Genomic DNA, 22592 nt, shown 5'->3' on the forward strand with positions numbered 1-22592 from the left:
CGGTACGAGTGATCTGCCGATCGAGAGGCGACAGCGATGGCGAAATCGACCGCATCCGCGAACCAGGCGAAAAGCCGGCGCTGGGTCTGGGGCCTGTGGAGCGCCCTCGCGGGCATCGTCAGCGCGGCCGCCTTCCTCGCCGTCGCCGAGCTGATCGCGCTCCTCGTCGCGCGCGAGAGCAGCCCGATCCTCGCGGTGGGCGCCTTCGTCATCGACATCGTGCCGCAGCCGCTCAAGGAGTTCGCGATCGCGACCTTCGGCTCGGCCGACAAGATCGTCCTGCTCGGCAGCCTCGCGCTCGCCGTCGTGATCGCCGCCGCGATCGCCGGCATCCTGCAGTTCTTCGTGCGGCCGTTCGGCGTCATCGTCATCGCCCTCGCCGGGGTGATCTCGACCGCCGCCATCATCACCCGCACCGGAGCCAGCCCCCTGGCCTTCGTTCCGCCCGTGATCGGAACGCTGGTCGGGGTATTCGTCCTCGTCCTCCTCATCACGCGCCTGCGGCGCTGGGTCGGCGCCACGGATGCCGCGGACGCCGACACTCCCGCCGCCCCGGCGCCCGAGCAGCGCGGCCTCGGTCGTCGATCGTTCCTCGTCGCGACGGGAGGCGTGGGCCTCGCAGCCGTCATCGTCGGCGTCGGAGCCCGCCTGCTCAATGCGACGACGGCCTCGGTCGACGCCCTCCGCCGTGAGTTGCGCATCCCCGAACCCCGGTCGACGGTCACGATTCCCGACGGCGCCGAGCTCGAGGTCGAGGGCATCTCACCGCTCATCACCCCGAACGCGGACTTCTACCGCGTCGACACGGCGCTCACCGTGCCGTCGGTCGACCCGAACACGTGGCGCCTCGTCATCGACGGCATGGTCGATCAGCGCGTCGAGCTGAGCTTCGAGGACCTCGTCGGCATGGGCCTCGACGAGTATGCGGTCACGCTCACCTGCGTCTCGAACGAGGTCGGCGGCGGGCTGGTGGGCAACGCCATCTGGCAGGGCGTCCCGATCCGCGACATCCTGCGCATGGCGGGCCCGCAGTCGGGCGCCGACATGGTGCTCTCGAAGAGCGTCGACGGCTACACGGCATCCACCCCGCTGGAAGCTTTGACCGACGATGCGCGCGACGCGATCTTCGCCGTGAAGATGAACGGCGAGCCGCTTCCGCTCGAGCACGGGTTCCCCGTGCGCATGGTCGTTCCCGGCTTGTACGGCTACGTCTCCGCGACGAAGTGGGTCACCGAGCTCAAGGTCACGACGTTCGAGGCCGATGAGGCGTACTGGACCCCGCGCGGCTACGCGGCCGAAGCGCCGATCAAGTTCTCTTCCCGCATCGACACGCCGCGCACGGGCACCCCGGTGGCCGCGGGAACCGTCGCGATCGCGGGAATGGCCTGGGCTCAGACCGTGGGCATCGAACGTGTCGAGGTCCGCATCGACGACGGCGACTGGCAGGCAGCGACGCTCTCGACCCCGATCAACGCCGACACCTGGGTGCAGTGGATGCTCGAGTGGCAGGCCGAGGCGGGAACCCACTACGTCGAGGTGCGCGCGGTCAACAAGGACGGTGACACGCAGATCGAGGAGCGCGCTCCGATCGCCCCCGACGGCTCGAGCGGCTGGCAGCGCGTTCTGGTGACGGTCTCGGCCTGACCGGACCGGCCCCCCACCCGCACTCGCCATTCGTGGCGAGTCGACGGACGGGGAGGGGGATGCGGGGGCTAGGCCAGGCGGGCGAGCGGCGTAGCCGCGCCGAGGACGGCGTCGACGATCGCTCCGGCCGTGCGATCTGTCTGACGGATCGAGAGCGCGTTCGACGCCGGACGGGTGAAGGCGCCGCTCTCGGGCAGCGACGTGAAGGGGCCGAGCGCGAAGACGGATGCCGTCGGCGAACCGTCCGGCTGCAGCACACGGCCGTCGGCATCGGTCAGCACCCGTACCTCCGACCCCTGCTGACGGGCCAGCGCCCGCAGCACGGGGTTCTCGCTCACGGCAGCTCCCGGCCCGGGCAGCCACGCGTCGACGAGGCTGCGCGCGACGGTCTCGCCCGGGACTCGGCGGCTGGAGGCGACGAAGCCGCGCTCGGGATCGATGCGGACATCGATCTCGGGTCCGAGGAAGCGGACGACCCCGGCATCGGCGAGGGCGAGGAGCTCCTCGAGGCGATGCGCGGGCGGGCCGCTCGCGACGTAGCTGAAGAAGGTGTGCCACCGGCCCGGCAACGACTGCGTGCGCGAGTGCTCGTTCCACCGATCGGCGGGGATTTCGGCAAGCGCGAGGAACGATAACAACGCCGCGAGGAAGACGCCCTGCGCGGCGCTGCGCTTCGGCGACGTGCGCAGATGCAGGTCCGTGACGATGTGCTCGCGCACCCGTTCGTGCGCGTCGTCGCGCTCGGTGAAGGTCGCCGCGGCCAGCGGACGGTCGAGTGACGCGACGTCGAACCGGTCGAGCGGGTCGGGCACCCTCGCCGCGATCGCGGCGAGGAGGGCGGGGTCGTCCCACGCGTGCGACTGCAGCACCGAGCGGAACGTCTCCCAGTCGCCGACGACGCGGTCGGGATGCCCGGTGAACAGCTCGCGGTAGTGGCCGTGGAGTAGCTCGCCCGCGATGAGCGGCCAGACATCCGCCTCGAAGTCGATGAGACCGGGGCGGGCCACCAGCTCGGCGATCGCCGCGGGCGTCAGCACCTCGCGCTGCGGCGCGTCTCCCTGTACGGTCGACGACACCTTGGAACGGTAGGGCACACCCCGGCGCGACCCGAGATGCAGGCTGGGCTCGCGCCCCGACGGCACGTACCGCAGCCCGTCGCCGTCGTCGACGAAGCGTCCGCCACGCCCCTGCGTGAGCAGCACGACGAGGTCGACTGCGGCCAGACCCATCCCGCGCACGATGACGTCGTCACCTGCCCCGAGCTGCGAGAGGTCGGCGTCGGCCGTGAAGGCGGGCGGTACGTAATGCAGCCGCTCGCGGCGCGCTCCGGCGATGAGGCCGGCGGTGGCGGCATCCGGTTCGCGACCGGTGTGACCGAGCGCGAAGACCACGTCGTCGGCGTCGAGCTCGAGCCCGCTCGCCAGGGCCACCCGGTTCTCCGGACTCACGCTCACCACCGTGTCGCGGCGCCAGCGCACCGTGACGCCGGCCGGTGCCTCGGCGACCGTGCGCCGGAAGAACCACTCCAGGTAGTAGCTGTGCAGTCGTCGGGTGGGAAAACTGTCGCCGCGCAGCCCGCGCGCCTCGGCCGCGGCCACCTCGTCGTCGATGTCGATGCCCCGGCCGGACGCCGCCAGCTCACCGCTGCGCCAGAGCTCGGCCCATTCGATGAGCGAGGGGCCCGGACGGATCGGCCCGTCGATGACGCAGCTGTCATCGGTGAAGACCGTCACGTCGCGCGCCATGGAGTTGAGCTTCAGCAGCGGCGATTGCGCTCGCCGCCAGATGCGGCCGGCTCCCGGCGGATGCGGGTCGATCAGCTCGACGTGCAGGCGCGGAGCACCGACCGCGCGCGCATCCGCCGTGCCCGTCGCGGCACCGAACCGCGCGATGATCCGCTCGAGGAGCATGATCGCGCGCGGGCCGGCGCCGACGAAGACGAGCCGATGCACGCTCACGCCGGCACGGACGCCGGGGCCGTGGGCACGGTGGCCGGCAGCCCCAGCAGATCGCGAAGCGTCGCGCCCTCGTCGTACGCGTCGCGGTACGACCCACGTTCCTGCAGCAGCGGCACCACGCGCGTGGCGAACTCGTCGAGGCCGTGGGGGGTCAGGTGGCCGACGACGGTGAAGCCGTCGGTCGCCCGCTCCTGCACGTAGCGGTCGATCTCGCCCGCGATGTGCTCGGGCGTGCCCACGAACGTGTGCTTCGCCGTCAGCCGGATGACGAGCTCGCGCACGCTCAGCCCCTCGGCCTCGGAGAGCTCCCGCAGCGACGCGATGCGCGCTTGCACGGCTCTGTGGCGATTCGCCCAGCCGCGCGCGGTCTCCGAGCCGGTGTCGGGCTCGACGTCGGGCAGCGGACCGTCGGGGTCGTAGTCGCTGAGGTCGCGACCCCACACCTGCTCGAGGTAGGTCAGCGCCTGCTCGGGCCGCACCTGCTGCAGAGCGATCTCACGCGACCGCTCGCGTGCCTCGGCATCCGTGTCGCCGATGACGAAGGTCGCGGCGGGCAGGATCTTCAGCGAGTCCTCGTCGCGACCCCAGGCGGTGAGGCGCCCCTTGACGTCGTCGTAGAACACCCGGGCGGCGTCGAAGTCCTGGTGCAGCGAGAAGATGACCTCCGCGTGCTCGGCCCCGAAGTCGCGCCCGTCGGCCGAGTCGCCGGCCTGCACGATCACCGGGCGCCCCTGCGGCGAGCGGGGTACATCGAAGAGGGCGTCGACGTCGAACTGCGGGCCGGAATGACGGATGCGGCGCGGCAGCGCATCGCCCTCGTCCCACGAGTCCCAGAGCTTCTTCGACAGCGCGGCGAACTCCTTCGCGCGCTCGTACCGATCGGCGTGGTCGAGGAACCCGCCGCGGCGGAAGTTCGCGCCATGGAAGGCGTCGGAGCTCGTCACGGCGTTCCAGCCGGCGCGGCCACCGGACAGGTGGTCAAGCGTCGCGAGCTGGCGGGCGAGCTCGTACGGCTCATTGAACGTCGTGCTCAGCGTGCCGACGAGACCCACGTGATCGGTGACCGCGGTGAGCGCGGCGAGGATCGCGAGGGTGTTGGGCCGTCCGAGCACGTCGAGCTCGTGCACGCGGCCCTTGTGCTCGCGCAGCCGCAGGCCCTCAGCGAGGAAGACATAGTCGAAGAAGCCGCGCTCGGCCGTGCGGGCGAAGTACTCGAATGCCGCGAAGTCGATCTGGCTTCCCGAGGCGGGGTCGGTCCAGACCGTCGTGCTGTTCACGCCAGGGAAGTGTGCAGCCAGGTGGATCTGACGGGGCGAACGGCTCACAGGGCGACCTTCTCTCGTGTCGGGGTGGACTCGGGGGCAGAATCGTGCGTCGGGGCGGCGTACCGGCTGGCGGGCCGCGGCAGGCCGAGCCGGCCGCGCAGGGTGGCCGCATCGTCGTCGCGCAGCACGCGGGTCGCGCGCAGCAGCGGAGCGAGCCGTTCCGCGATCGCGACGACGTCGTCGGGCTGACGTGCGGGACGCAGCCGCACGCCGTCGACGCCGGTCTCGGCGAGGGCGCGGAGGTGCTCGGCGACCTCGGTCGGCGTGCCGGCGACGATGCGCGCGTCGGAGCGGAACTCGGCCCCGGCCAGGTCGTCGAGCCGCGCGAGGGCCTCGCGGGCGGCGGTCGAGGTTTCCTCGATCAGCACGATCACGTCGGCTAACACTCGCAGCCGCTCGCGAGCGCGGCGCAGCTCGGCGGCTGCTCCGTCGAGCTCGGCGAGGATGCCGGTCGCCGCGGCCGCATCGTGGGGTGTGATGAACACGACATCGGCGTGCTCGGCCGCAAGGCGGAACGGCACGGTCTGGTGCGCGAGCACCGAGATGATCGGGCGGCCCTGGGGCGAGCGGGGCACGATCGACGCGCCGGTGATCGAGAAGAACTCGCCCGCGAAGTCGATGTTGTGGATGCGGTCGGCGTCGACGAAGCGCCCGCTCGCGGCATCCCGGATGATCGCGTCGTCCTCCCACGAGTCCCACAGGCGCCCGATCGCGTCGGCGACCTCGCCCGCCTCGCGGAACCCGGTCTCGAGATCGATCTCGTCGCGCCGCCCGAAGTTCGCGCGCTCGGCGGCCGACCCGCCGACGACGAGCCGCACGCCGGCGCGTCCGCGACTGGCGATGTCGAGCGTCTGGATGCCGGTGGCGACGTGGAACGGCTCGGTGTGCGTCGTCGTGACGGTCGGGATCAGGCCGATCCGGTGCGTGAGCGGCGCGAGGGCCGAGGCCAGCAGCACCGCGTCGATCCGCCCGTGCAGACGCCCGGGGTCGGGGTCGTTCGCGTCCTCGAAGCGGTCGGTCAGCGAGAGGGCGTCCTCGATGGTCGCGAACGTGACGCCGGCCCGGTCGAGCAGCCGCACCTGGTCGGCCCAGTGACGCGGTGTGGCGAACTCCCGCGGCGAGAGGGCGGACGCCCGCCACGCGGCGGGGTGCCAGCCGGCCCGCTCGAGAGCGACGGCGAGATGGATGCGGTGAGACATGAGCCCACTGTCGACCTCGCCCCGAGCGGTGCCAAGGCCGCGCGTCATCCGGCGACACCTGTCGTAACAGGGGTTCGCGTCGGCGCGCGCCTTACGGGTTCCGGGCCCGATATCGCGTCGCCACGGCGCCGGACCGGAACGCCGTACGGTCGACGGGGTCGAGTTGGATCTGCCGGTCCAAGCCGGCGAGCAGGGTCGGTCCACGCCCCGCGACGACCGGCTGCACGAGGAACTCGAATTCGTCGATGAGGCCGAGGTTCGCCAGGGCGCTCGGTAGGGTGACGCCGCCGACCCAGAGGCCGGTGCCCGGCTCGGCCTTCAACGCGCGAACGGCTGTCTCGAGGTCGCCCGAGATCAGCTCGGCGTTCCAGTCGGCGTCCGCGAGGGTCGACGACACGACGTACTTCCGCGCGCCGTCGATGGCCTCGGCGAACCTGACCTCGGCGTCATCCATCCAGTCGGGCCACTCGCCCGAAGGCGGCCGCCGCCAGGCCGCCGCCATCATCTCGTACGTCACCCGCCCGAGCAGCAGCGCGTCGACGCCGGCCATCTGCGCCCTCCAGAAATCCATCGATTCTTCGTCGGGCGGCAGGCCCGCCTCGTGGTGGCAGCAGCCGTCGAGCGTCACATTGATCGAATACCGGAGAGGTCTCATGTCGCATCCCGCCTGCGGCGGATGACGCCGCGACGCCAGTCTGAACCTGCGGGCATCGATATGCGAGGAGTCCAGGCCAAAAGCACGGCGAAGACGACGCGCGTCGCGAGCAGAACCGCCCAGATGGCCTCCGCCGAGCCGGAACGCGTGACGGCGAGCAGCGTCAACCCGGGGCCGGCCACCGCCCCGTAGGCGATCCCGAGGGCGGGCAGCCCGGCCGCCGTCGACAGCGCGATCTTGCGGTAGGAGTACAGAACGCCGGCCCACGGTTCGATGAGCAGCTGGCCGGCCATCATCGCGACGACCAGCCAGCCGAGCTGGTCGAAGACGGGGAGGGCGAGCCGCGTGACGGTCAGCGCCACCGCGATCGCCGCGAGCAGGACGAAGCAGTTCACCTGGACCGTCGACAGGCGCATGGCGTCGGCCCGGTCGCGCCCGCTACCTCGGCGCTCGGCGATGACGAATCGCGCCCCGACCACGCCGAACTGCTTCAACGGGACGATGACCGAGCGCATCACGGCCACCGAGAGCGCGACGACAGCACCGTCTGCGGGGGAGTGCGCTGTGGCCACCAGGATCGCCGCGGTGAAGGTCACCAGGAAGACCAGCCCGTCGACCGACGCCGCGGCACGCTCGCCGAGCGAGCGGACCACCACGACGGGGTGCGCGAGAGCTTCTCGCGTCGCTGCCGCGAACATGGGCCACGAGATCATGTCCGCCCGCGCGAGCTGGGATCCTCGTACCAGCGCTCCCAGGATCGACGCGACCGATGTCGTGGCCCCCACGGCCGCGACGGCAGCAAGCGGTGAGACGCCGAGCAGGACGACGACCGCCGCGACGGCCGCTTTCACGAGCGTTCCGGTGACCGCGGTGATCAGGTTCGTGCCGTCGCGGCGCAGCGCCTGGAACGCTCCGTTGAAAACGAAGCCGATTGGGGTGAGCACCGTCGCCGGGATGGTGGCGATCCAGTAGACGGCGAAGAACCCGCCCGCGTCCGAGCGGGAGAGCACCGGGCTGAGCAGCGCGATCGCGATCGATGCGAGCAGCAGGAGCATCGCTGTCCCGACGGCCCCCGTCAGCTCGCCCTCGAGGGAGCGTCCCGCCGTGCGTGCACGAATGGTGGTGACAACGAAACCGGATGCCACGACCGTCACGATCGCGGCGGTCGAGCCGCCCAGCCCGATCGCCGCCTGCACGTCGTCGGAGTAGGCCGTCGCCATGATCAGCAGGATGACGACGCTGCCGATCCCCGGCAGGAACATCGCGGATGCCGCCAGCGTGGCCCGCCCCAGATAGTCGCGCCTCATCAGGGGGCTCCTGTCCACGCCTCGATCGAGGCGGCCACCCGATCCGAGGCGTCGAGACGCAGGGCGTGGAGGGGCGGGTACTCCTTCCAGCCGTGGTCCCCGAGCGCGGACACGGGAACTGAGCCCCGCCGGACTGTGATCGCGAAACTGTTCGACGCGTACATCACTTCCGCCTCGAGACGCTCGATTGCGCGTCGCAGCCGATGGTGCAGCTTGCGCTGGCGTGTACCCACATCGTGGGCGCGACGACGAAGGTTGTCGCCATCCATGAATGCGTCCCAGACGGCGCACTGGAACACATCGAGCTCCATCGGGTTCGGCATGACGTGCGGCCCGGGTCCGCCATCGAGCAGAACGCCGAGACGGATGCCGGCCAGGCCCAGCGATTTCGACGCGCTGACGATCACCGGCGCGTCGGACAGGCGCAGCAGGGGTGCGAGCCCGGCGACGCCGTCGGAGTCGAGAAGCGAGAATGTCGCGTCGACAACGGCTTGGGCGCCCGTGCCCGCCAGCTCCCGGAGGAGATCGCCGGCATCCGCCGTCGCGATCGGCGACGACGGCGTCGTGATGACGACGAGGTCACCGCGGCGCGACCCCGCGAGATCGTCGAGGTCGGCGTACGTGAGGAGAGGGATGCGGCAGGATGACGCGACGCGAGCGAATCCCGGGTACCCGTGCGCCGGGACCCACAGTCGTTCGGGCGCCCGGTGCTCGATCAGGCATTTCAGCGCGGCTTCCGCGCCGCGGTGGAGCGACCCGCGCCGGTCGCCCCCGGGGTCGAGCCTGAGACGCTCCGCGAAGTCTCGGGCTGCTTGCCGTCCGTCGAGGCCGACGTAGGCGTTCCAGCGCGAGAGGCGCACCCGCTCGAGGACCTCGGCCTTCCAGGCGGCATCGACATCTCGATCGTGCGTGGCGAACGACACCCGCGAAGGCGGGCGCAGCGCGTAGTCCGGATTCACGCGGCCAGGAGCATCTCGAGATCGTCGTGCGCGAGGATGCGCCATGGCGACTCCGGCGGCAGTGCCGCCTCGGGCTGAGCAGATGCCGCGACTGCGTTGATCTCGTCGAGCGTCATCCCGAGCTCGGAGCGCAGGAACCCGACCACTGTCCAGTGCTCCGCGCGCTCCGAATCGAAGGGCCCGAAGCTGTGCACGTAGTCCGGGACCCAGCGGAGGAACTCGGCGACGAACTCCCGCTCTCCCGTCCGCGCGGCGTATGCATCCGGCGTGATCGAGGCGTGGTGAATGTACCTGCCACCCGGCAACGATTCGCACAGGCTGAAGTAGAGACTCGTCTGCACGATCAGCTCGTGCCAGACCTCGTCCACATCCGGGGTGACGACTATTCGTCGTCCGCTGGTGCCCGACATGATGGCGAGGTATTTCAGGCACTCGATAATATGCCGGTCGGTGCAGACGACTCCTTTTTCGGCGACGCGGCTCCGAACCGTCTCGATATAATCCCTCGTGAGCACGGATTCCCTCTCCTCTCCTGCCTCGCGGAGGGCGGCGGGTGCCCGCATCTCGGTGCGACCCGCCGCCCAGCACGATCACTTCGGTTCGTCGATCACTGCGCAGCAGTCCATGTGGACCTGCTTCAGCTGATCCAGGTGTCGCGCTTCGATGAGGTCAGCGATGGCATCCATGCTCGCTCCTTTCTGCCGATATCCGGCCTCGGAGTTTCCGGAATAAGACGCACATTTTGCGCCCCGTGGTGCGGGAATTTACCGGCGTCGGGATATGCGCTCAATGGGCCACGGGTGTTCTCGGCCACCTTTGGCGGGTTCTCGTCATCGGTGGCACCCGCTAGCGTCGCCGCCGACGCTTCCCCGGAAGCCGGAGCCGTGGCATCCCGCCTCGTCATCGACGCGGCGGACGAGCTCTCTCGCGCGACCGTCGCTTTCACCCAGGGCTACGAGGTCGGCCACGACGACCCGCGGCGCAACGCGCTGTTCGACCGCCTCGAGGGCAGCACGAAGCGGGTGCTGCGCAGCTGGGCTCCATCGTCCGACTGGGCGCTGCTGGTCACCGGTGGCCTCGGCGCGTTCGTCGCCTATCGCAACGAGATCTGGGACCTCGTCGGCGGCGCGCTCATCGCGACGGAGGCGGGTGCGGCATCCTGGACCTCTGCAGACGGCGACCTGCTCATCGTCGGCGGACCGGATGTCGTCGCGGCGCTGCGCGACCTCGTCACTCGCTGACCGGCACGACGATCGGCAGTTCGCGGACCGGCACGAGCACGATGTCCTGCACCTTCCAGTCGAGCTCGACGCAGCCTTCGCGCGCCGCTTCCAGCTCATCGAGGCTCGGCATCCGCCCGTCCCGCGGGACGACGAACGACTCGACGTGGAACACGTGGCCTTCGTCGCGCACCCGGCTGCCCGCGGCCGACACCCACGGCCGGCCGGCGAGGTACGCGTCGATCTCGCCCGCGAGAGGATGCGGCTCGGCGTCGTCGAACGTCGTCGCCCGCGCATCCATGAGGTCGACGATCGCGGCCCGCAGGTTCTTCAGCCCGTCGCGCAGAATGCCCGCCGCGATGAACAGCGCCGCCGCCGCGTCGAGCCACCAGAGGCCGAGACCGATGCCGGTGACGCCGACGATCGAGCCGACGGCCGTCATCCAGTCGGCCTTGTTCATGTCGGCATCTGCGTAGAGCACCTTGTTGTGCAGCTCGCGCGCCAGCTTGAGCTTCGCGCGCCCGAGGAGGACGGGCGGCACGGCGGTCATCGCCATGACGCCGATCATGAGCCACCCGAGCCAGATCGACGCGCCGAACAGCTCGACCGTCCCGATCGTCGGGTGCTCGCCGCTCAGCAGCCCGATCGCCGACTCGACGATCAGGTAGGTGCCCATCGTGGTGAGGGCGACGGCGGCCACCAGATGACCGACCCCGACCGAGCGATGAAAGCCGTACGGATGCTTGAGCGTCGGCCGGCGCCGGTTGACCCGGATCGCGATGAGGAAAGCCAGCGGCGGGATGAACGACAGCAGATCCTCGATCCACGCCGCCTTCATCGCCTGGGAATTGCCGAGCACGAGGAAGACGAGGGTCACCGTCACCGCGAGGAATCCGATCGTGACCCATTCGAGCCGCACGGCGCGACGCAGCACCTCGACCTGACGCTGCGGCAGCTCCGTCTGCCCGAATCGCACCTCCGACCGGTTCACAGCTCGCCCGCCTTCGCCCGCTCCGAGAGGAAGGTCTCGAGGCGCGAGAGGAACGCGTTCTCGCCGAGCGGCACGAGCATGACGACCTTGAGCGTGCTGCCGTCCTTCGCCGTGGCCTCGGCATACGGGCGCGTGACTCCCGCCTTGTCGGTCCAGGGCGTCTGGTCGGTGATGCCGCCCGCGATGAGGTCCAGACCGCCGTGCTCGAGTTCGCGCACCAGTGCCTCCTCCGAGCCGACCGTCCATTCCACGTCGGCGTCGAGCGAGTCGGCGAACGCTCGGATCGCATCGGGCTCGCTGCCCTGCGGTTCGTCGCCGTCGACCTGCACCCATTCACCGTCGGGGGAGACCCCGGCCCGCAGTGTGCCGCCCTCGACCGTGGCGAGCGTGCCCGACGGGTCGGTGGGGATCGACAGCCCGCACCCCGTGAGCGCGAACGACGATGTCAGCAGCAACAGGACCGCGCCGACCGCTGCGGCGAGCCGGTGGTGCATGAGACCCTCCTCCTTGCGCGTTCGATCGATACATCCGATCTGCGCCAACACCCTGGCGCGCGCGCCGCGATCTCCGTAAGGGGGTTGCGTCCGTGTCGATAGGATGGGGTGCAATCCCTCCTCGACAGAAAGGGAGATCCGCATGCCGGGAATCGTCATCGTCGGCGTCCAGTGGGGCGACGAGGGCAAGGGCAAGGCCACCGACCTGTTGGGCGACCGCACCGACTGGGTCGTCAAGTTCAACGGCGGCAACAACGCCGGGCACACCGTCGTCATCGGTGACGAGAAGTATGCCCTGCACCTGCTGCCGAGCGGCATCCTCTCGCCGGGCGTCAACGCCGTCATCGGCAACGGCGTCGTCGTCGACCTCGAGGTACTGTTCGCCGAGCTCGAGGCGCTGTCGGCGCGCGGGCTCGACATCTCCCGGCTCAAGGTGAGCGCCAACGCGCACCTCATCACGCAGTATCACCGCACGCTCGACAAGGTGACCGAGCGCTTCCTCGGCAAGCGTCAGATCGGCACCACCGGCCGCGGCATCGGGCCGGCCTACGCCGACAAGATCAACCGCGTCGGCATCCGCGTGCAGGACCTGTTCGACGAGAACATCCTGCGGCAGAAGGTCGAGGGCGCCCTCGACCAGAAGAACCACCTGCTGGTCAAGGTCTTCAACCGTCGCGCGATCACCGCCGACGAGATCGTCGAAGACCTGCTCTCGTACGCCGAACGCCTGCGCCCGATGGTCTGCGACACCGGCCTGCTGCTGAGCGAGGCGCTCGACAACGGCGACGTGGTCGTATTCGAGGGCGGGCAGGCCACCATGCTCGACGTCGACCACGGCACGTACCCCTTCGTCACCTCGTCGTCGGCCACCGCCGGTGGCGCCGCGACCGGATCGGGCGTCGGCCCCAATCGCCTCGACCGCATCGTCGGCATCGTCAAGGCGTACACGACGCGCGTCGGCTCCGGTCCGTTCCCGACCGAGCTGTTCGATGAGAACGGCGACTTCCTCCGCTCGCGTGGCTTCGAGTTCGGCACGACGACCGGCCGCCCCCGCCGCGTCGGCTGGTACGACGCCCCGATCACGCGGTACGCGACGCGCATCAACGGCATCACCGACCTGGTGCTCACGAAGCTCGACATCCTCACGGGGCTCGACCGGATTCCGGTCTGCGTCGCCTACGACGTCGACGGCCAGCGATTCGACGAGGTGCCGGTCAACCAGTCCGACTTCCACCACGCCAAGCCGGTCCTCGAGTACTTCCCCGGGTGGAAGGAGGACATCTCGACGGCTCGCACGTTCGACGATCTTCCCACCGCGGCCCAGGAGTACGTCCTGGCGCTCGAGAAGATGAGCGGCACGCGCATCTCGGTGATCGGCGTCGGGCCCGCCCGCGACGCCGTGATCGTCCGCCACGACCTCGTCGACTGACGTGCGGCTGCTGCTCGGCGGCTACACCGCCGACATGGGCGGCGAGGCCGCGGGCATCGGCCTCCTGCACCCCGGCGATCCCGACGGCGCCACCGCCGACGGTCAGCTCTCGCTGCGGCCCGAGGTCGTCGCCGCGTCGTCACCGTCGTGGGTGGCCCGCCATCCGCGCCGGGATGTCGTCTACGCCGCGCTCGAGTTCCGCGGCGAGGTGCAGGCCTACCGGCGCACCGGCCTCGACGCGTGGGCGCCGCTCGGGCGTCCCGTCCCGGCCGGCGAGGCCGTGTGCCACGTGGCCGTCGCGCCCGACGGAGCATCGCTCATCGCGAGCTGCTGGAGCGACGGACGTGTCGTCCGCATGAGCCTCGACGACGCCGGCATCCCGTCGGCTCCGGTGATCGCGCCGGCGGCCGTCGACCCGTACGGACCCGACGCCTTCGCCGAGCCGGCCGCGGAAGACCTCGACCTCGCCGCCGCCGCGCGGGCGCTTCGAGAGGCCGCCGGACCCGAGTTCGCGCATCTGGTGCCCGGCTCAGACGTGCCGGCGCCGCCGCATCCCGGTCCCGATCAGGATGCCGAGGCCGCACGCCCCTCGCGCTCGCACCAGGCGCGACACCTTCCGGGCGGTCTGATCGTGACGACCGACATGGGTCTCGACCTCGTGCGGTTCTGGCGTGACAGCCCGCGGGGGCTCCGGCTCGTCCAGCAGGTCGCACTGCCGCTCGGCAGCGGCCCGCGTCACACCCTCTGGCATCCCAGCGGTCACCTGTACGTGCTCACGGAGCTCTCGCGCGAGGTGTTCGTGCTCGGCGCCGATCGCGCCGGCGAATGGCGGATGCTGTCGGCGACCGGGCTCCTCGGGGCCCTCGACGACGACACGGCGGCCGAGATCGCCATGACACCCGACGGCGAGACCGTTTATGCGGGCGTCCGCGGCAGCAACACCCTCGGGGTGCTCCGCGTCCGCGGTGCCGGTGATCGGCTCGAGCAGCTCGCGCTCGTCGATGCGGGCGTCGATTGGCCGCGCCACCACGTGGTCGTGCGCGACACCCTGCTCGTCGCGGGACAGCTCTCGAGCGAGGTGGTCTCGATGACGCGCGACCCGCGCACCGGGGTTCCCGGCCGCGTGCGCCATCGTGTAGCGGCCCCGAGCCCGACCTGCATCCTGCCGGTCGCGTGATCGCGCGCCCCCACCGCGGGGCTCAGTGCGGCAGCTTCTTCGCGTCCTGACGCGGGATGACGATCTGATTGATGATGAGCAGGATCGACGCCGTGACCGGGATCGCGACGAGCGCGCCCAGCAGGCCTAGCAGGGTGCCGCCGACGAGCGCTCCGATGACCACGAGCGACCCCGGCACCGACACCGTCCGGTTCATGACACGCGGCGTCAGGACGTATGCCTCGACCTGCATGTAGAGCAGGTAGGCCGCGGCGAAGATGATCGCCGGCAGCGGGGCGGTCGGGTTCGTCAGCAGCGTGATGACCGACGCGCCCACCCAGAAGATGACGGTTCCGACGAGCGGGATGAGTGTGATCGCGAATGCGAGCACGGCCATCAGCGCCGCGAACGGAACCCCGAGGATCGTCAGCAGGATGAACGCGAAGGTCGCGTTCATGAGCGCCAGCACCACCATGCCCGAGAGATAGCCTCCGATCGACTCGGTGATCTGCCGGGTCATGTCGGCGACGGTCGCACGCGAGCGCGCGGGCGAGATGCGAACGAGCGCGTTCTTCATGCGGGGCAGCGATGCGAGGAAGTACAGGCTCAGCACCAGCACGATGATCGAACCCGAGATGGCCGTGACGACGTTCACGCCGACCTGCAGCAGGCCCCCGCCGATCGCCGCGATGTTCGACGGGTTGGTCACGAAGCTCTGCACCTCGTTGAGCACGTCGCTCAGGCTGTCGCCGAAGGTGCTCTCCAGCCAGCGCACGGTGTCGCTGCGCAACATGTCGTTGACGATCGACGGCACGTCCTTCGCGAACTGTTCGACCTGGCGGACGACCGGCGGCAGGACGACCCACAGGATGCCGGCGATGATGAGCGCGAGCGCGGCGAACGTGATGACGATGCCCCAGGCGCGCGGGATGCCGCGCCGCACGAGGAACCGCACCACGGGGTCGAGCGCCAGGGCGACGAACAGTGCGATCGCGACGTAGATGAGAACCGTCGACAGGCTGGAGACCGCCAGCCCCAGGACGATCGCCGCGAGGGCTCCCAGCGCCAGGAAGAAGCCGGCCGCGAACGGCCGGGACAGCGCGCCCCAGATGGGCTGATCACGCGTGGCCGGCCCGGCCACCGGAGCGGAGGGCGCCGCGGGAGCTGAGCTGTTCGAGCGAGGCTTCGTCATGGTCACACTCTAGGCGCGGGGTTCACGGCTCGCGGTGGGGTCGCCAGCTCATGCCGAGAAGATAGGGTCGGCGAGGGAAGGAGCCACCATGACCGACGCCACGACCGAACTCCACCGACTGCGGGCGAGCATCGACAACATCGACGCCGCGCTCGTCTTCATGCTGGCCGAGCGGTTCCGCTGCACGAAGCAGGTCGGTGAGCTCAAGGCGACTCACGGCATGCCCGCCTCCGACCCCGGCCGGGAGGAGCGGCAGATCGCTCGCCTGCGGCGTCTCGCAGAAGAGGCCGACCTCGACCCCGAGTTCGCCCAGAAGTGGTTCGGGTTCGTCGTCGCCGAGGTCATCCGGCATCACCGCATCGCGGCCGAGGACATCGCGGACTGACTCTCAGTCGCCGGGAGCCGCGAGCTGCCGGATCGAACGCTCGACCGCGGCGCGCTGATCCTCGTCGAGGTCGAGGAAGCCCGTCGCCCGGCTCATCCACAATCCCAGTGCCGCCGCCACGGCCGTCAGCTGCGCGGGCGTCGCATCCTCCGGCTGCAGCCAGTACGCGCGGATGCCCTCCCACTCGTCGTGCATCCGCCGGCCGCCGAGCGTTTCCACCGCGAGCCGGAGTTCAGCCGGCGTGGCGTCTCCTTCGAGCAGGCCCGCCACGAAGGCTGCGAGCCGGTGCGGGGGATCGTCGGGTTGTCCGGCAAGGTGGGATGCCGCTGACCCGGCCCAGCCGTCGATGAGGCGACCCGCTACCGCCTCGAGGATCAGCTGCCGGGTGGCGAAGTGGTAGACGATGCCGCTCTTGGTGAGCCCGGTCCGTGCGGCGAGGTCGTCGTAGGTGACCGAGTCGGCACCGGAGTCCGCGAACAGCGCGACGGCCGCGTCGAGGATGAGCTCGCGGTTACTCGGCCGCATGACGAGCCTCGCCTGACGCCGTGCCGCCGGCGCGCCACATGGCGGTCGGGCCGGCGCCGTCGGGCCAGGGCAGTCGCGTGAGCGGCACGAAGCCGTGTCGGCGATACAGCGCCGTGGTGCGGTCGTTCGACGATTCCAGATACGCGGGCGAGCCGGTCGTGTCGATGAGCTCGAGCCGCGAGGCCAGCAGGGTTCCCCCGATGCCGCCGCCGACCGCATCCGGGGCGACACCGACCGCCTTCAGGTACCAGTGCGGCACGGCGGGCCGGTGGGCGTCGATCGCGTCCGAGACGCGCAGAGCGCGGGACAGGCCGCCGATGCCGATCGCGCGGACGTATTCCGGAATCGCCGCCGTGCGCATCCCGGTCTCACCCGGGCCCGACCACACCGCCACGCCGAGGAGCCTTCCGGTATCGAGATCGCGCACGCCGTCGACCGTCCCGTTCTGCAACGGTCCGCCCAGGAGCACGGCCCGGAACAGTCGATGACGCGCCCGCACGTCATCACCCCGCTCCTGCAGCAGTGCCCGCGTCGGGGCGTCGTCGGCGAACGCGAGCGTCAGGAGTTCTGCGGCCGCGTCGATCTCCCCGCGCGTGACCGGAGTGACCTGTGTGAGCGTCGTGCGAGTCATGGAGTAACTGTATGTCTACTGCAGAAACAGTTTGCTGTGAGTCGGCGCAGAAGTCGCAGCGCCCGCGCGCGTGATATCGGAATGGCCGATCAGAGGTCAAATCCCGAATCCGATTTGCGACCTACCCCCGAACGTGAAACGTTGGATGAGGCCCGCCGCGGGCCACTACCCGACCAGTCCGCGGTCGCTGGTGGCAACCCTGGGGGTGCCAGACCGGCGAACGTATGGTCGGCGGCCTGTGCTCGTGGATCCGACATCCGCAGCCGAGACGCCGTCGCGAGACGCGCGCCAGGAGGTCGCCACCCGGGCGTAACCGATGCAGCCTGCACCGGCTGCCGAGGTGACCTGTGACCAGTCCGTCTTCTCCGGGGGAAGCGACTTCCCCCGCTCTGGAAGCCAAGAATCTGTACAAGGTCTTCGGGCGCAACCCGAAGTCCGTCGTCGAGAAGCTCCGGGCCGGAGCCCAGCGCAACGAGATCGCCGACGCCGGGACCGCCGCCGTCATCGATGCCTCCTTCACCGTCCAGCCCGGTGAGATCTTCGTCATCATGGGCCTCTCCGGCTCGGGCAAGTCGACTCTGATCCGCATGCTCAACGGGCTGCACGACGCCACCGCCGGAACGATCACGGTGAAGGGCGACTCGATCACCGACGTCGCCCCCGCTCGCCTGCGCAGCATCCGTCGAGAGCGCATCGCGATGGTCTTCCAGCACTTCGCACTGCTTCCCCATCGCAGCGTCGCCGCGAACGTCGCCTACCCGCTCGAGCTGCGCGGCGTCGGGAAGACCGAGCGCCTCGCGAAGGCCGAGGAGATCCTCTCCCTCGTCGGACTCGAGGGCTGGGGCGACAAGCTCCCCTCCGCCCTCTCCGGCGGGATGCAGCAGCGTGTCGGCATCGCTCGCGCGCTCGCCGCCGACAGCGACATCCTGCTCATGGACGAGGCGTTCAGCGCACTCGACCCGCTCATCCGCCGCGAGATGCAGGAGCAGCTGCTCGAACTGCAGCAGAAGCTTCAGAAGACGATCATCTTCATCACGCACGACCTCAACGAGGCCATGTTCCTCGGTGACCGCATCGCCGTCATGCGCGACGGCCGCATCGTGCAGATCGGCACGCCCGAAGACATCCTCACCGACCCGGCCAACGACTACGTCGAGCAGTTCGTGCAGGACGTCGACCGTGCCCGTGTGCTCACGGCCGCGAACGTCATGGAGCGGCCGCGTCCCGTCGTCGCCGAGTCCGCCGGACCGCGCGTCGCCCTCAAGCAGATGCGGGACGCCTTCATGTCGGCCGCCTACGTCGTGGGCCGCGACCGCAAGCTGCTGGGTGTCGTCACCGACCGCGACGCCGTCAAGCTCGTCCGCCGCGGCGAGTCGGCGCTGTCGTCGGTCATCAAGCCCGCGCCGCAGACCGTGAGCCAGGACGAGGTTCTCATGAACCTCTTCGTCCCGGCCGTCGAGTCGCCGCTGCCGCTCGCCGTCACCGATGCGGACGGGCGCCTCGTCGGCGTCATCCCCCGCATCACCCTGCTCGCCGCCCTCGGCCCTGGCCCCGGCGCGACGGAGGAGATCACGATCCCGCTGCAGCCGATGCCGCAGGCCGCGATCGACGAGGTGCTCGCGGAGGCGACCGCCGTCGACGGCGCCGCTCTCCAGAACGGGGAGGTGCGCTGATGGATGGTTTCCGCATTCCGCTCGGCCAGTGGGCCGAGGTCGCGGTCGACTGGATCCGCGACAACGTCTCGTGGCTGCTCGGCGCGATCTCCACCGCCGTCGGCTGGCTCGTCGGCTCGCTCGCCGACCTGCTGCTGAGCGCCCCGATCGTCGTCGTCATCGTCGTCGCGGCACTGCTCGGCTGGTTCCTGCGGTCGTGGAAGTTCGCGATCGGCACCGCGATCTCGTTCGCGATCATCCTCGGCGTCGGACAGTGGGTCACCGCGATGCAGACGCTCGCGCTCGTCGTCATCGCGACGGTCATCGCCGTCGTCATCGCTGTGCCGCTCGGCATCCTCGCCGCCCGCAGCGACCGCTTCAGCGCGGTGATCAAGCCCGTGCTCGACCTCATGCAGGCGATGCCCGGGTTCGTGTACCTGATCCCCGCGATCGTGTTCTTCAGCATCGGCTTCGTACCGGGTCTGGTCGCGACCGTGATCTTCGCGCTTCCCCCGGGCGTGCGCCTGACCGAGCTCGGTATCCGCAGCGTCGATTCCGAGACGGTCGAGGCCGGGCACGCATTCGGCGCCACACCGGGGCAGATCCTGCGCGGCGTGCAGCTGCCGCTCGCCATGCCGACGATCATGACCGGTGTCAACCAGGTGATCATGCTCGCGCTCTCGATGGCCGTCATCGCCGGTATCGCCGGTGCGCCCGGGCTCGGCAAGGAGATCGTCCAGGCGATGTCGACCGTCAACATCGGCACCGGTGTCGAGGCGGGCCTCAGCGTCGTCATCCTCGCGATCTACCTCGATCGCCTGACCTCCGCCCTCGGCGACATGAAGGGCCAGAAGGGGTCGATCCTCGGCGTGATCGGCCGTCGCCGGACAGCCGCGGCCGCCGCCACCGCCGCGGAGAAGCGCGAGCTCGCCCCCGCCGCCTGACCCCGCGGCATCCGAACGTATCCTCCCTGCACCACCCATACGGAACGAAATGAATCCATACGGAAGGCACACGATGAACAAGCGACACCTCACCGGGATCGTGGCGCTCGGCGCCGCGGCATCCCTCGCCCTGGCCGGCTGCGCGAGCGGTAACCAGGCCGAAGGCGGCTCTGGCGAGAACGGCGACAGCAAGGGAACCATCACGCTGGGCTACCTGCCCTCGTGGACCGACGGCCTCAGCACCGCGTACCTGCTCGAGAACCAGCTCGAGCAGCTCGGCTACACCGTCGAGATGCAGGAGCTCACCGAGGCGGGCCCGCTCTACGCCGGTCTCGCGCAGGGCGACGTCGACATCTACCCGTCGGCCTGGCCCGAGCTCACCCACGCCTCGTACATGGAGCGCTACGGCGACCAGATCGACGACCTCGGCGCGTACTACGACAACGCCAAGCTCACGATCGCGGTGCCCGAGTACGTCGACATCACCTCGATCGAGGACCTCGCCGCCAACGCCGACCGCTTCGGCGGCCAGATCTACGGCATCGAGCCGGGCGCGGGTCTGACCAAGCAGACGCAGGAGTCGATGATCCCCGAGTACGGCCTCGACGGCACGTACGAGCTCGTCACCTCGTCGACCGCGGCGATGCTCACCGAGCTCGATACCGCGATCGCGGCGCAGCGCGACATCGTCGTGACCTCGTGGCGTCCGTTCTGGGCCAACGAGCGCTACGGCCTCAAGGACCTCGAAGACCCGCGCGGTGCGATGGGCAACACCGAGGCGCTGCACTTCCTCGCCACGTCCGGCTTCGCCGACGAGCACCCCGAGGCGGCCGAGCTGATCGGAAAGATCAAGCTGGACGACGAGCAGTACGCAGCGCTCGAGGACATGGTCGTCAACCAGTACGGCGAGGGCAAGGAAGCCGAGGCGATCACCGCCTGGCTCGAGGAGTACGGCAGCAAGGTCGACGGTCTGCAGACCAGCTGATCCCGTCTGACGGACAACGAAACCCCCGGGGCCTCCCCGGGGGTTTCGTGCGTCAGGATGCCGTCGGCGGCAGCTGCAGGGCAGCTTTCTCGGCCAGACGCTCCATCGCGGCATCCGACACCGCGATGAGCCCGTCGAGCTCGGCTCGCACGCGCTCGTACGCCGTTCGGCGCTCGGCGGGCGTGGCAGCTTCGTCCACCGCGACGTTGAGCAGACGCTTGGCCGTGTCGAGTCGGCGGCGCTCCGGCTCGCTGAAGGCCCGATCGCGCTGACGGCGGGCGTCGCGTTCCGCGACGTCGAAGGCGACCTCGGCGTCGGTGAGCGCATCGCGGTAGGCCGTCAGGTCGGCGGAACCGATGCGCGCCGACGTCGTCGGTGGGCGCAGGCCGTCAGCGACCTTCTTCGCGCGCAGGAACGCGGCGGTGAGCGGTTGCCGTCCGTCGCTCATGGCCGGGAAGGCGATGAGCTTCGCGACATCGAGTTCGTACTCGAGCCAGCGGTGCGTCAGGTCGTCATGGGCGTCGAAGAGCTGTTGCAGGCGAGCGCCGGTGCTCAGCTGTTCGTCATCCGCGGCGACCGGCGACGCGTCGCCGGCTCGGACGGCACCGGAGCGCATGATGCTCTTCGCCTCGGCCTTGGCGCGGATGATCTCGAGACGGCGCTTGTGCCGTCGCCGCGCGGACTGTTCGAGAGCCTTCGCCGCGCCGCCGGCTGCGGGTCCGATGATGAAGATCAGCCACCAGTAGTTGCCGGCGAACTGCCACAGTCCGGACCAGAATCCATCCACACCGCCATGCTAGCCCCGGGGCGCTGTGTCACTCGGGTGATGAGGGACGCCGGGGGCGGTCGGGGCGATCGCGCCGCATCCGGTTCCACATCTCGGTCGACCGGGTGATGGCGCGCTGGGCGTTGTCGAGAAGGTCCTGCGCGACCTCCGCCCAATCGGCCGGACGGTCGTCGGGCTCGGGTAGCTCGCGCGGCGTGCCCTGCCGGGCGGCGCGCTCTGCCGCGTCGAAGGCGTGAGTCGCGCGGCGGACCGCCTCGCGATAGGCGCTGTAATCGGCCGGGGCCATGCGAACGTCGCGCGAAGCCGGTCGAAGCCACGACGCCTGCTGGTGCTCGCGAAGGAAGAGGTCCATCGGCGGCCAGCGGGCATCGAGCATCATCGGAAAGCCGATCGCCTTCGCGGCGTCGGTCTCGTAGTCCATCCACCGTGCCAGGAGTGCGTCGTGCTCGGCCATCAGCCGGACCAGCGGCATCCGTTCGATCTCCTTGCGCGAGCTCGGCATCATCGCACGCGCCGCCTGCACGCCCGCACGCCGCGCCTTCAGCTCGGCCACGGCGGCCCGTGCCTGACGCTCGGCGATGTGCAGGCGGCGTCGGGCCTCGGGCACTGCTCCGGCGGTGGCGCGCGGCGTGGCCTTCTCGGCCTGGGCGCGCATCAGTTCCGCGCGGGCCACCTTCAGCTGCGCGCGAGCGTGCGTCACAGCCTGTTGCGCCCGGCGCAGGTCGAGCTGCGCGGCATCGAGCTCGAGGCGACGCTGCGACGGTCGTCCCCGGCGCAGGCCGGCCCAGCCGAGGGCGCCCGCGCTGGCTCCCGCCGGCGCGATCCACCACCACTCGGCCGCGAGCATGAGGATCGGATCCACCCCTTCAGCCTACGCACATCGCCACGTCCAGTCTTCGTGCCGGCTGGGGATACACCTGTCGGATCGGTGGTGCTGGTGCGCGGTCGAACCGGCTGTGAGGCCAGACCAGCCCCACAAGTCCTGCGGATGTATCAGCCGAAGAGGAGCGCGAAGACGGTCGAGCCGCCGCCGACGAGGATGAGCGAGATGATCGCGACCCACGCGGTCACGCGCATGCGACGCGATCGTCCCCTGGCGAAACCGGCGTACTCGTCGTCTTCGCCCTGCGGCGTCAGGTCGCGCGCGCTCATGA

General features: G+C 70.3%; 23 protein-coding genes. 8 read left to right on the top strand and 15 right to left on the bottom strand.

All coding sequences use genetic code 11. The annotated features are described in order from the left end of the window. The first annotated feature begins 36 nt into the window (after window positions 1-36). Entirely contained in the window at window positions 37-1644 is a 1608-nt protein-coding gene (locus tag O1W71_RS05200; protein ID WP_269266827.1) for a molybdopterin-dependent oxidoreductase, read from the top strand. A 68-nt stretch (window positions 1645-1712) separates the two neighbouring features. On the opposite strand, the gene O1W71_RS05205 is transcribed toward O1W71_RS05200, so the two are convergent. From O1W71_RS05205 to O1W71_RS05235, 7 genes are all read right to left on the bottom strand, one after another. Beyond that, on the bottom strand, window positions 1713-3602 hold the full coding sequence (locus tag O1W71_RS05205; protein WP_269266828.1) for an FAD/NAD(P)-binding protein: 1890 nt from the start codon (window positions 3600-3602) through the stop codon (window positions 1713-1715). Continuing rightward, window positions 3599-4879, bottom strand: a complete 1281-nt coding sequence (locus tag O1W71_RS05210; protein ID WP_269266829.1) for an NtaA/DmoA family FMN-dependent monooxygenase — start codon at window positions 4877-4879, stop codon at window positions 3599-3601. Before O1W71_RS05210 ends, O1W71_RS05205 begins: the two co-directional genes overlap by 4 nt. A gap of 44 nt (window positions 4880-4923) precedes the next feature. Then, window positions 4924-6126, bottom strand: coding sequence for an LLM class flavin-dependent oxidoreductase (locus O1W71_RS05215; protein WP_269266830.1), 1203 nt, complete (start codon window positions 6124-6126; stop codon window positions 4924-4926). A gap of 91 nt (window positions 6127-6217) precedes the next feature. Further along, window positions 6218-6781, bottom strand: coding sequence for a dihydrofolate reductase family protein (locus O1W71_RS05220; protein ID WP_269266831.1), 564 nt, complete (start codon window positions 6779-6781; stop codon window positions 6218-6220). Continuing rightward, complete coding sequence (locus O1W71_RS05225; RefSeq protein ID WP_269266832.1) at window positions 6778-8088, bottom strand: hypothetical protein; 1311 nt, start codon at window positions 8086-8088, stop codon at window positions 6778-6780. Before O1W71_RS05225 ends, O1W71_RS05220 begins: the two co-directional genes overlap by 4 nt. Then, on the bottom strand, window positions 8088-9047 hold the full coding sequence (locus O1W71_RS05230) for an aminotransferase class I/II-fold pyridoxal phosphate-dependent enzyme (protein ID WP_269266833.1): 960 nt from the start codon (window positions 9045-9047) through the stop codon (window positions 8088-8090). Before O1W71_RS05230 ends, O1W71_RS05225 begins: the two co-directional genes overlap by 1 nt. Continuing rightward, entirely contained in the window at window positions 9044-9457 is a 414-nt protein-coding gene (locus tag O1W71_RS05235) for a hypothetical protein (protein WP_269266834.1), read from the bottom strand. Before O1W71_RS05235 ends, O1W71_RS05230 begins: the two co-directional genes overlap by 4 nt. Before the next feature lie 474 nt (window positions 9458-9931). Between O1W71_RS05235 and O1W71_RS05240 the strand changes: the two genes are divergently transcribed. Then, the gene (locus O1W71_RS05240) at window positions 9932-10288 is read left to right on the top strand and encodes an inositol monophosphatase family protein (RefSeq protein ID WP_269266835.1); all 357 of its coding nucleotides are present in this window, start codon (window positions 9932-9934) and stop codon (window positions 10286-10288) included. On the opposite strand, the gene O1W71_RS05245 is transcribed toward O1W71_RS05240, so the two are convergent. Both O1W71_RS05245 and O1W71_RS05250 read right to left on the bottom strand, forming a co-directional pair. Then, a complete protein-coding gene (locus tag O1W71_RS05245; RefSeq protein ID WP_269266836.1) occupies window positions 10278-11258 on the bottom strand; it encodes a cation transporter in 981 nt (326 codons plus the stop codon). The genes O1W71_RS05240 and O1W71_RS05245 overlap by 11 nt on opposite strands. After that, on the bottom strand, window positions 11255-11752 hold the full coding sequence (locus tag O1W71_RS05250; RefSeq protein ID WP_269266838.1) for a transporter substrate-binding domain-containing protein: 498 nt from the start codon (window positions 11750-11752) through the stop codon (window positions 11255-11257). The genes O1W71_RS05245 and O1W71_RS05250 overlap by 4 nt, the downstream gene beginning before the upstream one ends. A 142-nt stretch (window positions 11753-11894) precedes the next feature. Between O1W71_RS05250 and O1W71_RS05255 the strand changes: the two genes are divergently transcribed. Further along, entirely contained in the window at window positions 11895-13181 is a 1287-nt protein-coding gene (locus O1W71_RS05255; protein WP_114588888.1) for an adenylosuccinate synthase, read from the top strand. Window position 13182: 1 nt separating this feature from the next. Continuing rightward, window positions 13183-14358 (top strand): lactonase family protein, encoded by a 1176-nt coding sequence (locus O1W71_RS05260; protein ID WP_269266839.1) that lies wholly within the window; start codon window positions 13183-13185, stop codon window positions 14356-14358. Between the two features lie 22 nt (window positions 14359-14380). Here the strand turns inward: O1W71_RS05260 and O1W71_RS05265 are convergent, their stop codons facing one another. Continuing rightward, complete coding sequence (locus O1W71_RS05265; RefSeq protein WP_112615687.1) at window positions 14381-15529, bottom strand: AI-2E family transporter; 1149 nt, start codon at window positions 15527-15529, stop codon at window positions 14381-14383. Window positions 15530-15617: 88 nt separating this feature from the next. On the opposite strand from O1W71_RS05265, the gene O1W71_RS05270 reads away from it, so the two are divergent. Beyond that, window positions 15618-15914, top strand: coding sequence for a chorismate mutase (locus tag O1W71_RS05270; protein WP_023953263.1), 297 nt, complete (start codon window positions 15618-15620; stop codon window positions 15912-15914). Between the two features lie 3 nt (window positions 15915-15917). Here O1W71_RS05270 and O1W71_RS05275 read toward each other — a convergent pair whose 3' ends face one another. Further along, entirely contained in the window at window positions 15918-16439 is a 522-nt protein-coding gene (locus O1W71_RS05275; protein WP_269266840.1) for a TetR/AcrR family transcriptional regulator, read from the bottom strand. Further along, window positions 16426-17070, bottom strand: a complete 645-nt coding sequence (locus O1W71_RS05280; protein ID WP_269266841.1) for a GNAT family N-acetyltransferase — start codon at window positions 17068-17070, stop codon at window positions 16426-16428. Before O1W71_RS05280 ends, O1W71_RS05275 begins: the two co-directional genes overlap by 14 nt. Before the next feature lie 347 nt (window positions 17071-17417). On the opposite strand from O1W71_RS05280, the gene O1W71_RS05285 reads away from it, so the two are divergent. The 3 genes from O1W71_RS05285 to O1W71_RS05295 all read left to right on the top strand — a co-directional run bounded on the left by O1W71_RS05285 (window position 17418) and on the right by O1W71_RS05295 (window position 20651). Next, on the top strand, window positions 17418-18743 hold the full coding sequence (locus O1W71_RS05285) for a quaternary amine ABC transporter ATP-binding protein (protein ID WP_269266842.1): 1326 nt from the start codon (window positions 17418-17420) through the stop codon (window positions 18741-18743). Further along, a complete protein-coding gene (locus O1W71_RS05290; protein ID WP_114588893.1) occupies window positions 18743-19666 on the top strand; it encodes an ABC transporter permease in 924 nt (307 codons plus the stop codon). The genes O1W71_RS05285 and O1W71_RS05290 overlap by 1 nt, the downstream gene beginning before the upstream one ends. A gap of 73 nt (window positions 19667-19739) precedes the next feature. After that, a complete protein-coding gene (locus O1W71_RS05295; RefSeq protein WP_269266843.1) occupies window positions 19740-20651 on the top strand; it encodes a glycine betaine ABC transporter substrate-binding protein in 912 nt (303 codons plus the stop codon). A gap of 52 nt (window positions 20652-20703) precedes the next feature. Here the strand turns inward: O1W71_RS05295 and O1W71_RS05300 are convergent, their stop codons facing one another. The 3 genes from O1W71_RS05300 to O1W71_RS05310 form a co-directional block, all read right to left on the bottom strand. After that, window positions 20704-21438 carry a hypothetical protein gene (locus tag O1W71_RS05300; protein WP_269266844.1) on the bottom strand — a complete coding sequence of 245 codons (735 nt, stop codon included), beginning with the start codon at window positions 21436-21438 and terminating at the stop codon, window positions 20704-20706. A gap of 28 nt (window positions 21439-21466) precedes the next feature. Next, the gene (locus O1W71_RS05305) at window positions 21467-22300 is read right to left on the bottom strand and encodes a hypothetical protein (protein WP_269266845.1); all 834 of its coding nucleotides are present in this window, start codon (window positions 22298-22300) and stop codon (window positions 21467-21469) included. Between the two features lie 131 nt (window positions 22301-22431). Further along, window positions 22432-22590 (bottom strand): hypothetical protein, encoded by a 159-nt coding sequence (locus O1W71_RS05310; protein ID WP_269266846.1) that lies wholly within the window; start codon window positions 22588-22590, stop codon window positions 22432-22434. Window positions 22591-22592: the final 2 nt, after the last annotated feature.

Origin of the sequence: Microbacterium sp. H37-C3 (assembly GCF_027157935.1) — a bacterium.
GTDB classification, from domain to species: domain Bacteria; phylum Actinomycetota; class Actinomycetes; order Actinomycetales; family Microbacteriaceae; genus Microbacterium; species Microbacterium plantarum.

What these genes read in the sequence shown, in the direction of transcription:
- O1W71_RS05200 (WP_269266827.1), top strand. Translation starts at nt 37, where the DNA reads ATGGCGAAATCGACCGCATCCGCGAACCAGGCGAAAAGCCGGCGCTGG.
- O1W71_RS05215 (WP_269266830.1), bottom strand. Translation starts at nt 6,126, where the DNA reads ATGTCTCACCGCATCCATCTCGCCGTCGCTCTCGAGCGGGCCGGCTGG.
- O1W71_RS05220 (WP_269266831.1), bottom strand. Translation starts at nt 6,781, where the DNA reads ATGAGACCTCTCCGGTATTCGATCAATGTGACGCTCGACGGCTGCTGC.
- O1W71_RS05225 (WP_269266832.1), bottom strand. Translation starts at nt 8,088, where the DNA reads ATGAGGCGCGACTATCTGGGGCGGGCCACGCTGGCGGCATCCGCGATG.
- O1W71_RS05235 (WP_269266834.1), bottom strand. Translation starts at nt 9,457, where the DNA reads ATGTCGGGCACCAGCGGACGACGAATAGTCGTCACCCCGGATGTGGAC.
- O1W71_RS05250 (WP_269266838.1), bottom strand. Translation starts at nt 11,752, where the DNA reads ATGCACCACCGGCTCGCCGCAGCGGTCGGCGCGGTCCTGTTGCTGCTG.
- O1W71_RS05255 (WP_114588888.1), top strand. Translation starts at nt 11,895, where the DNA reads ATGCCGGGAATCGTCATCGTCGGCGTCCAGTGGGGCGACGAGGGCAAG.
- O1W71_RS05265 (WP_112615687.1), bottom strand. Translation starts at nt 15,529, where the DNA reads ATGACGAAGCCTCGCTCGAACAGCTCAGCTCCCGCGGCGCCCTCCGCT.
- O1W71_RS05270 (WP_023953263.1), top strand. Translation starts at nt 15,618, where the DNA reads ATGACCGACGCCACGACCGAACTCCACCGACTGCGGGCGAGCATCGAC.
- O1W71_RS05275 (WP_269266840.1), bottom strand. Translation starts at nt 16,439, where the DNA reads ATGCGGCCGAGTAACCGCGAGCTCATCCTCGACGCGGCCGTCGCGCTG.
- O1W71_RS05280 (WP_269266841.1), bottom strand. Translation starts at nt 17,070, where the DNA reads ATGACTCGCACGACGCTCACACAGGTCACTCCGGTCACGCGCGGGGAG.
- O1W71_RS05290 (WP_114588893.1), top strand. Translation starts at nt 18,743, where the DNA reads ATGGATGGTTTCCGCATTCCGCTCGGCCAGTGGGCCGAGGTCGCGGTC.
- O1W71_RS05295 (WP_269266843.1), top strand. Translation starts at nt 19,740, where the DNA reads ATGAACAAGCGACACCTCACCGGGATCGTGGCGCTCGGCGCCGCGGCA.
- O1W71_RS05310 (WP_269266846.1), bottom strand. Translation starts at nt 22,590, where the DNA reads ATGAGCGCGCGCGACCTGACGCCGCAGGGCGAAGACGACGAGTACGCC.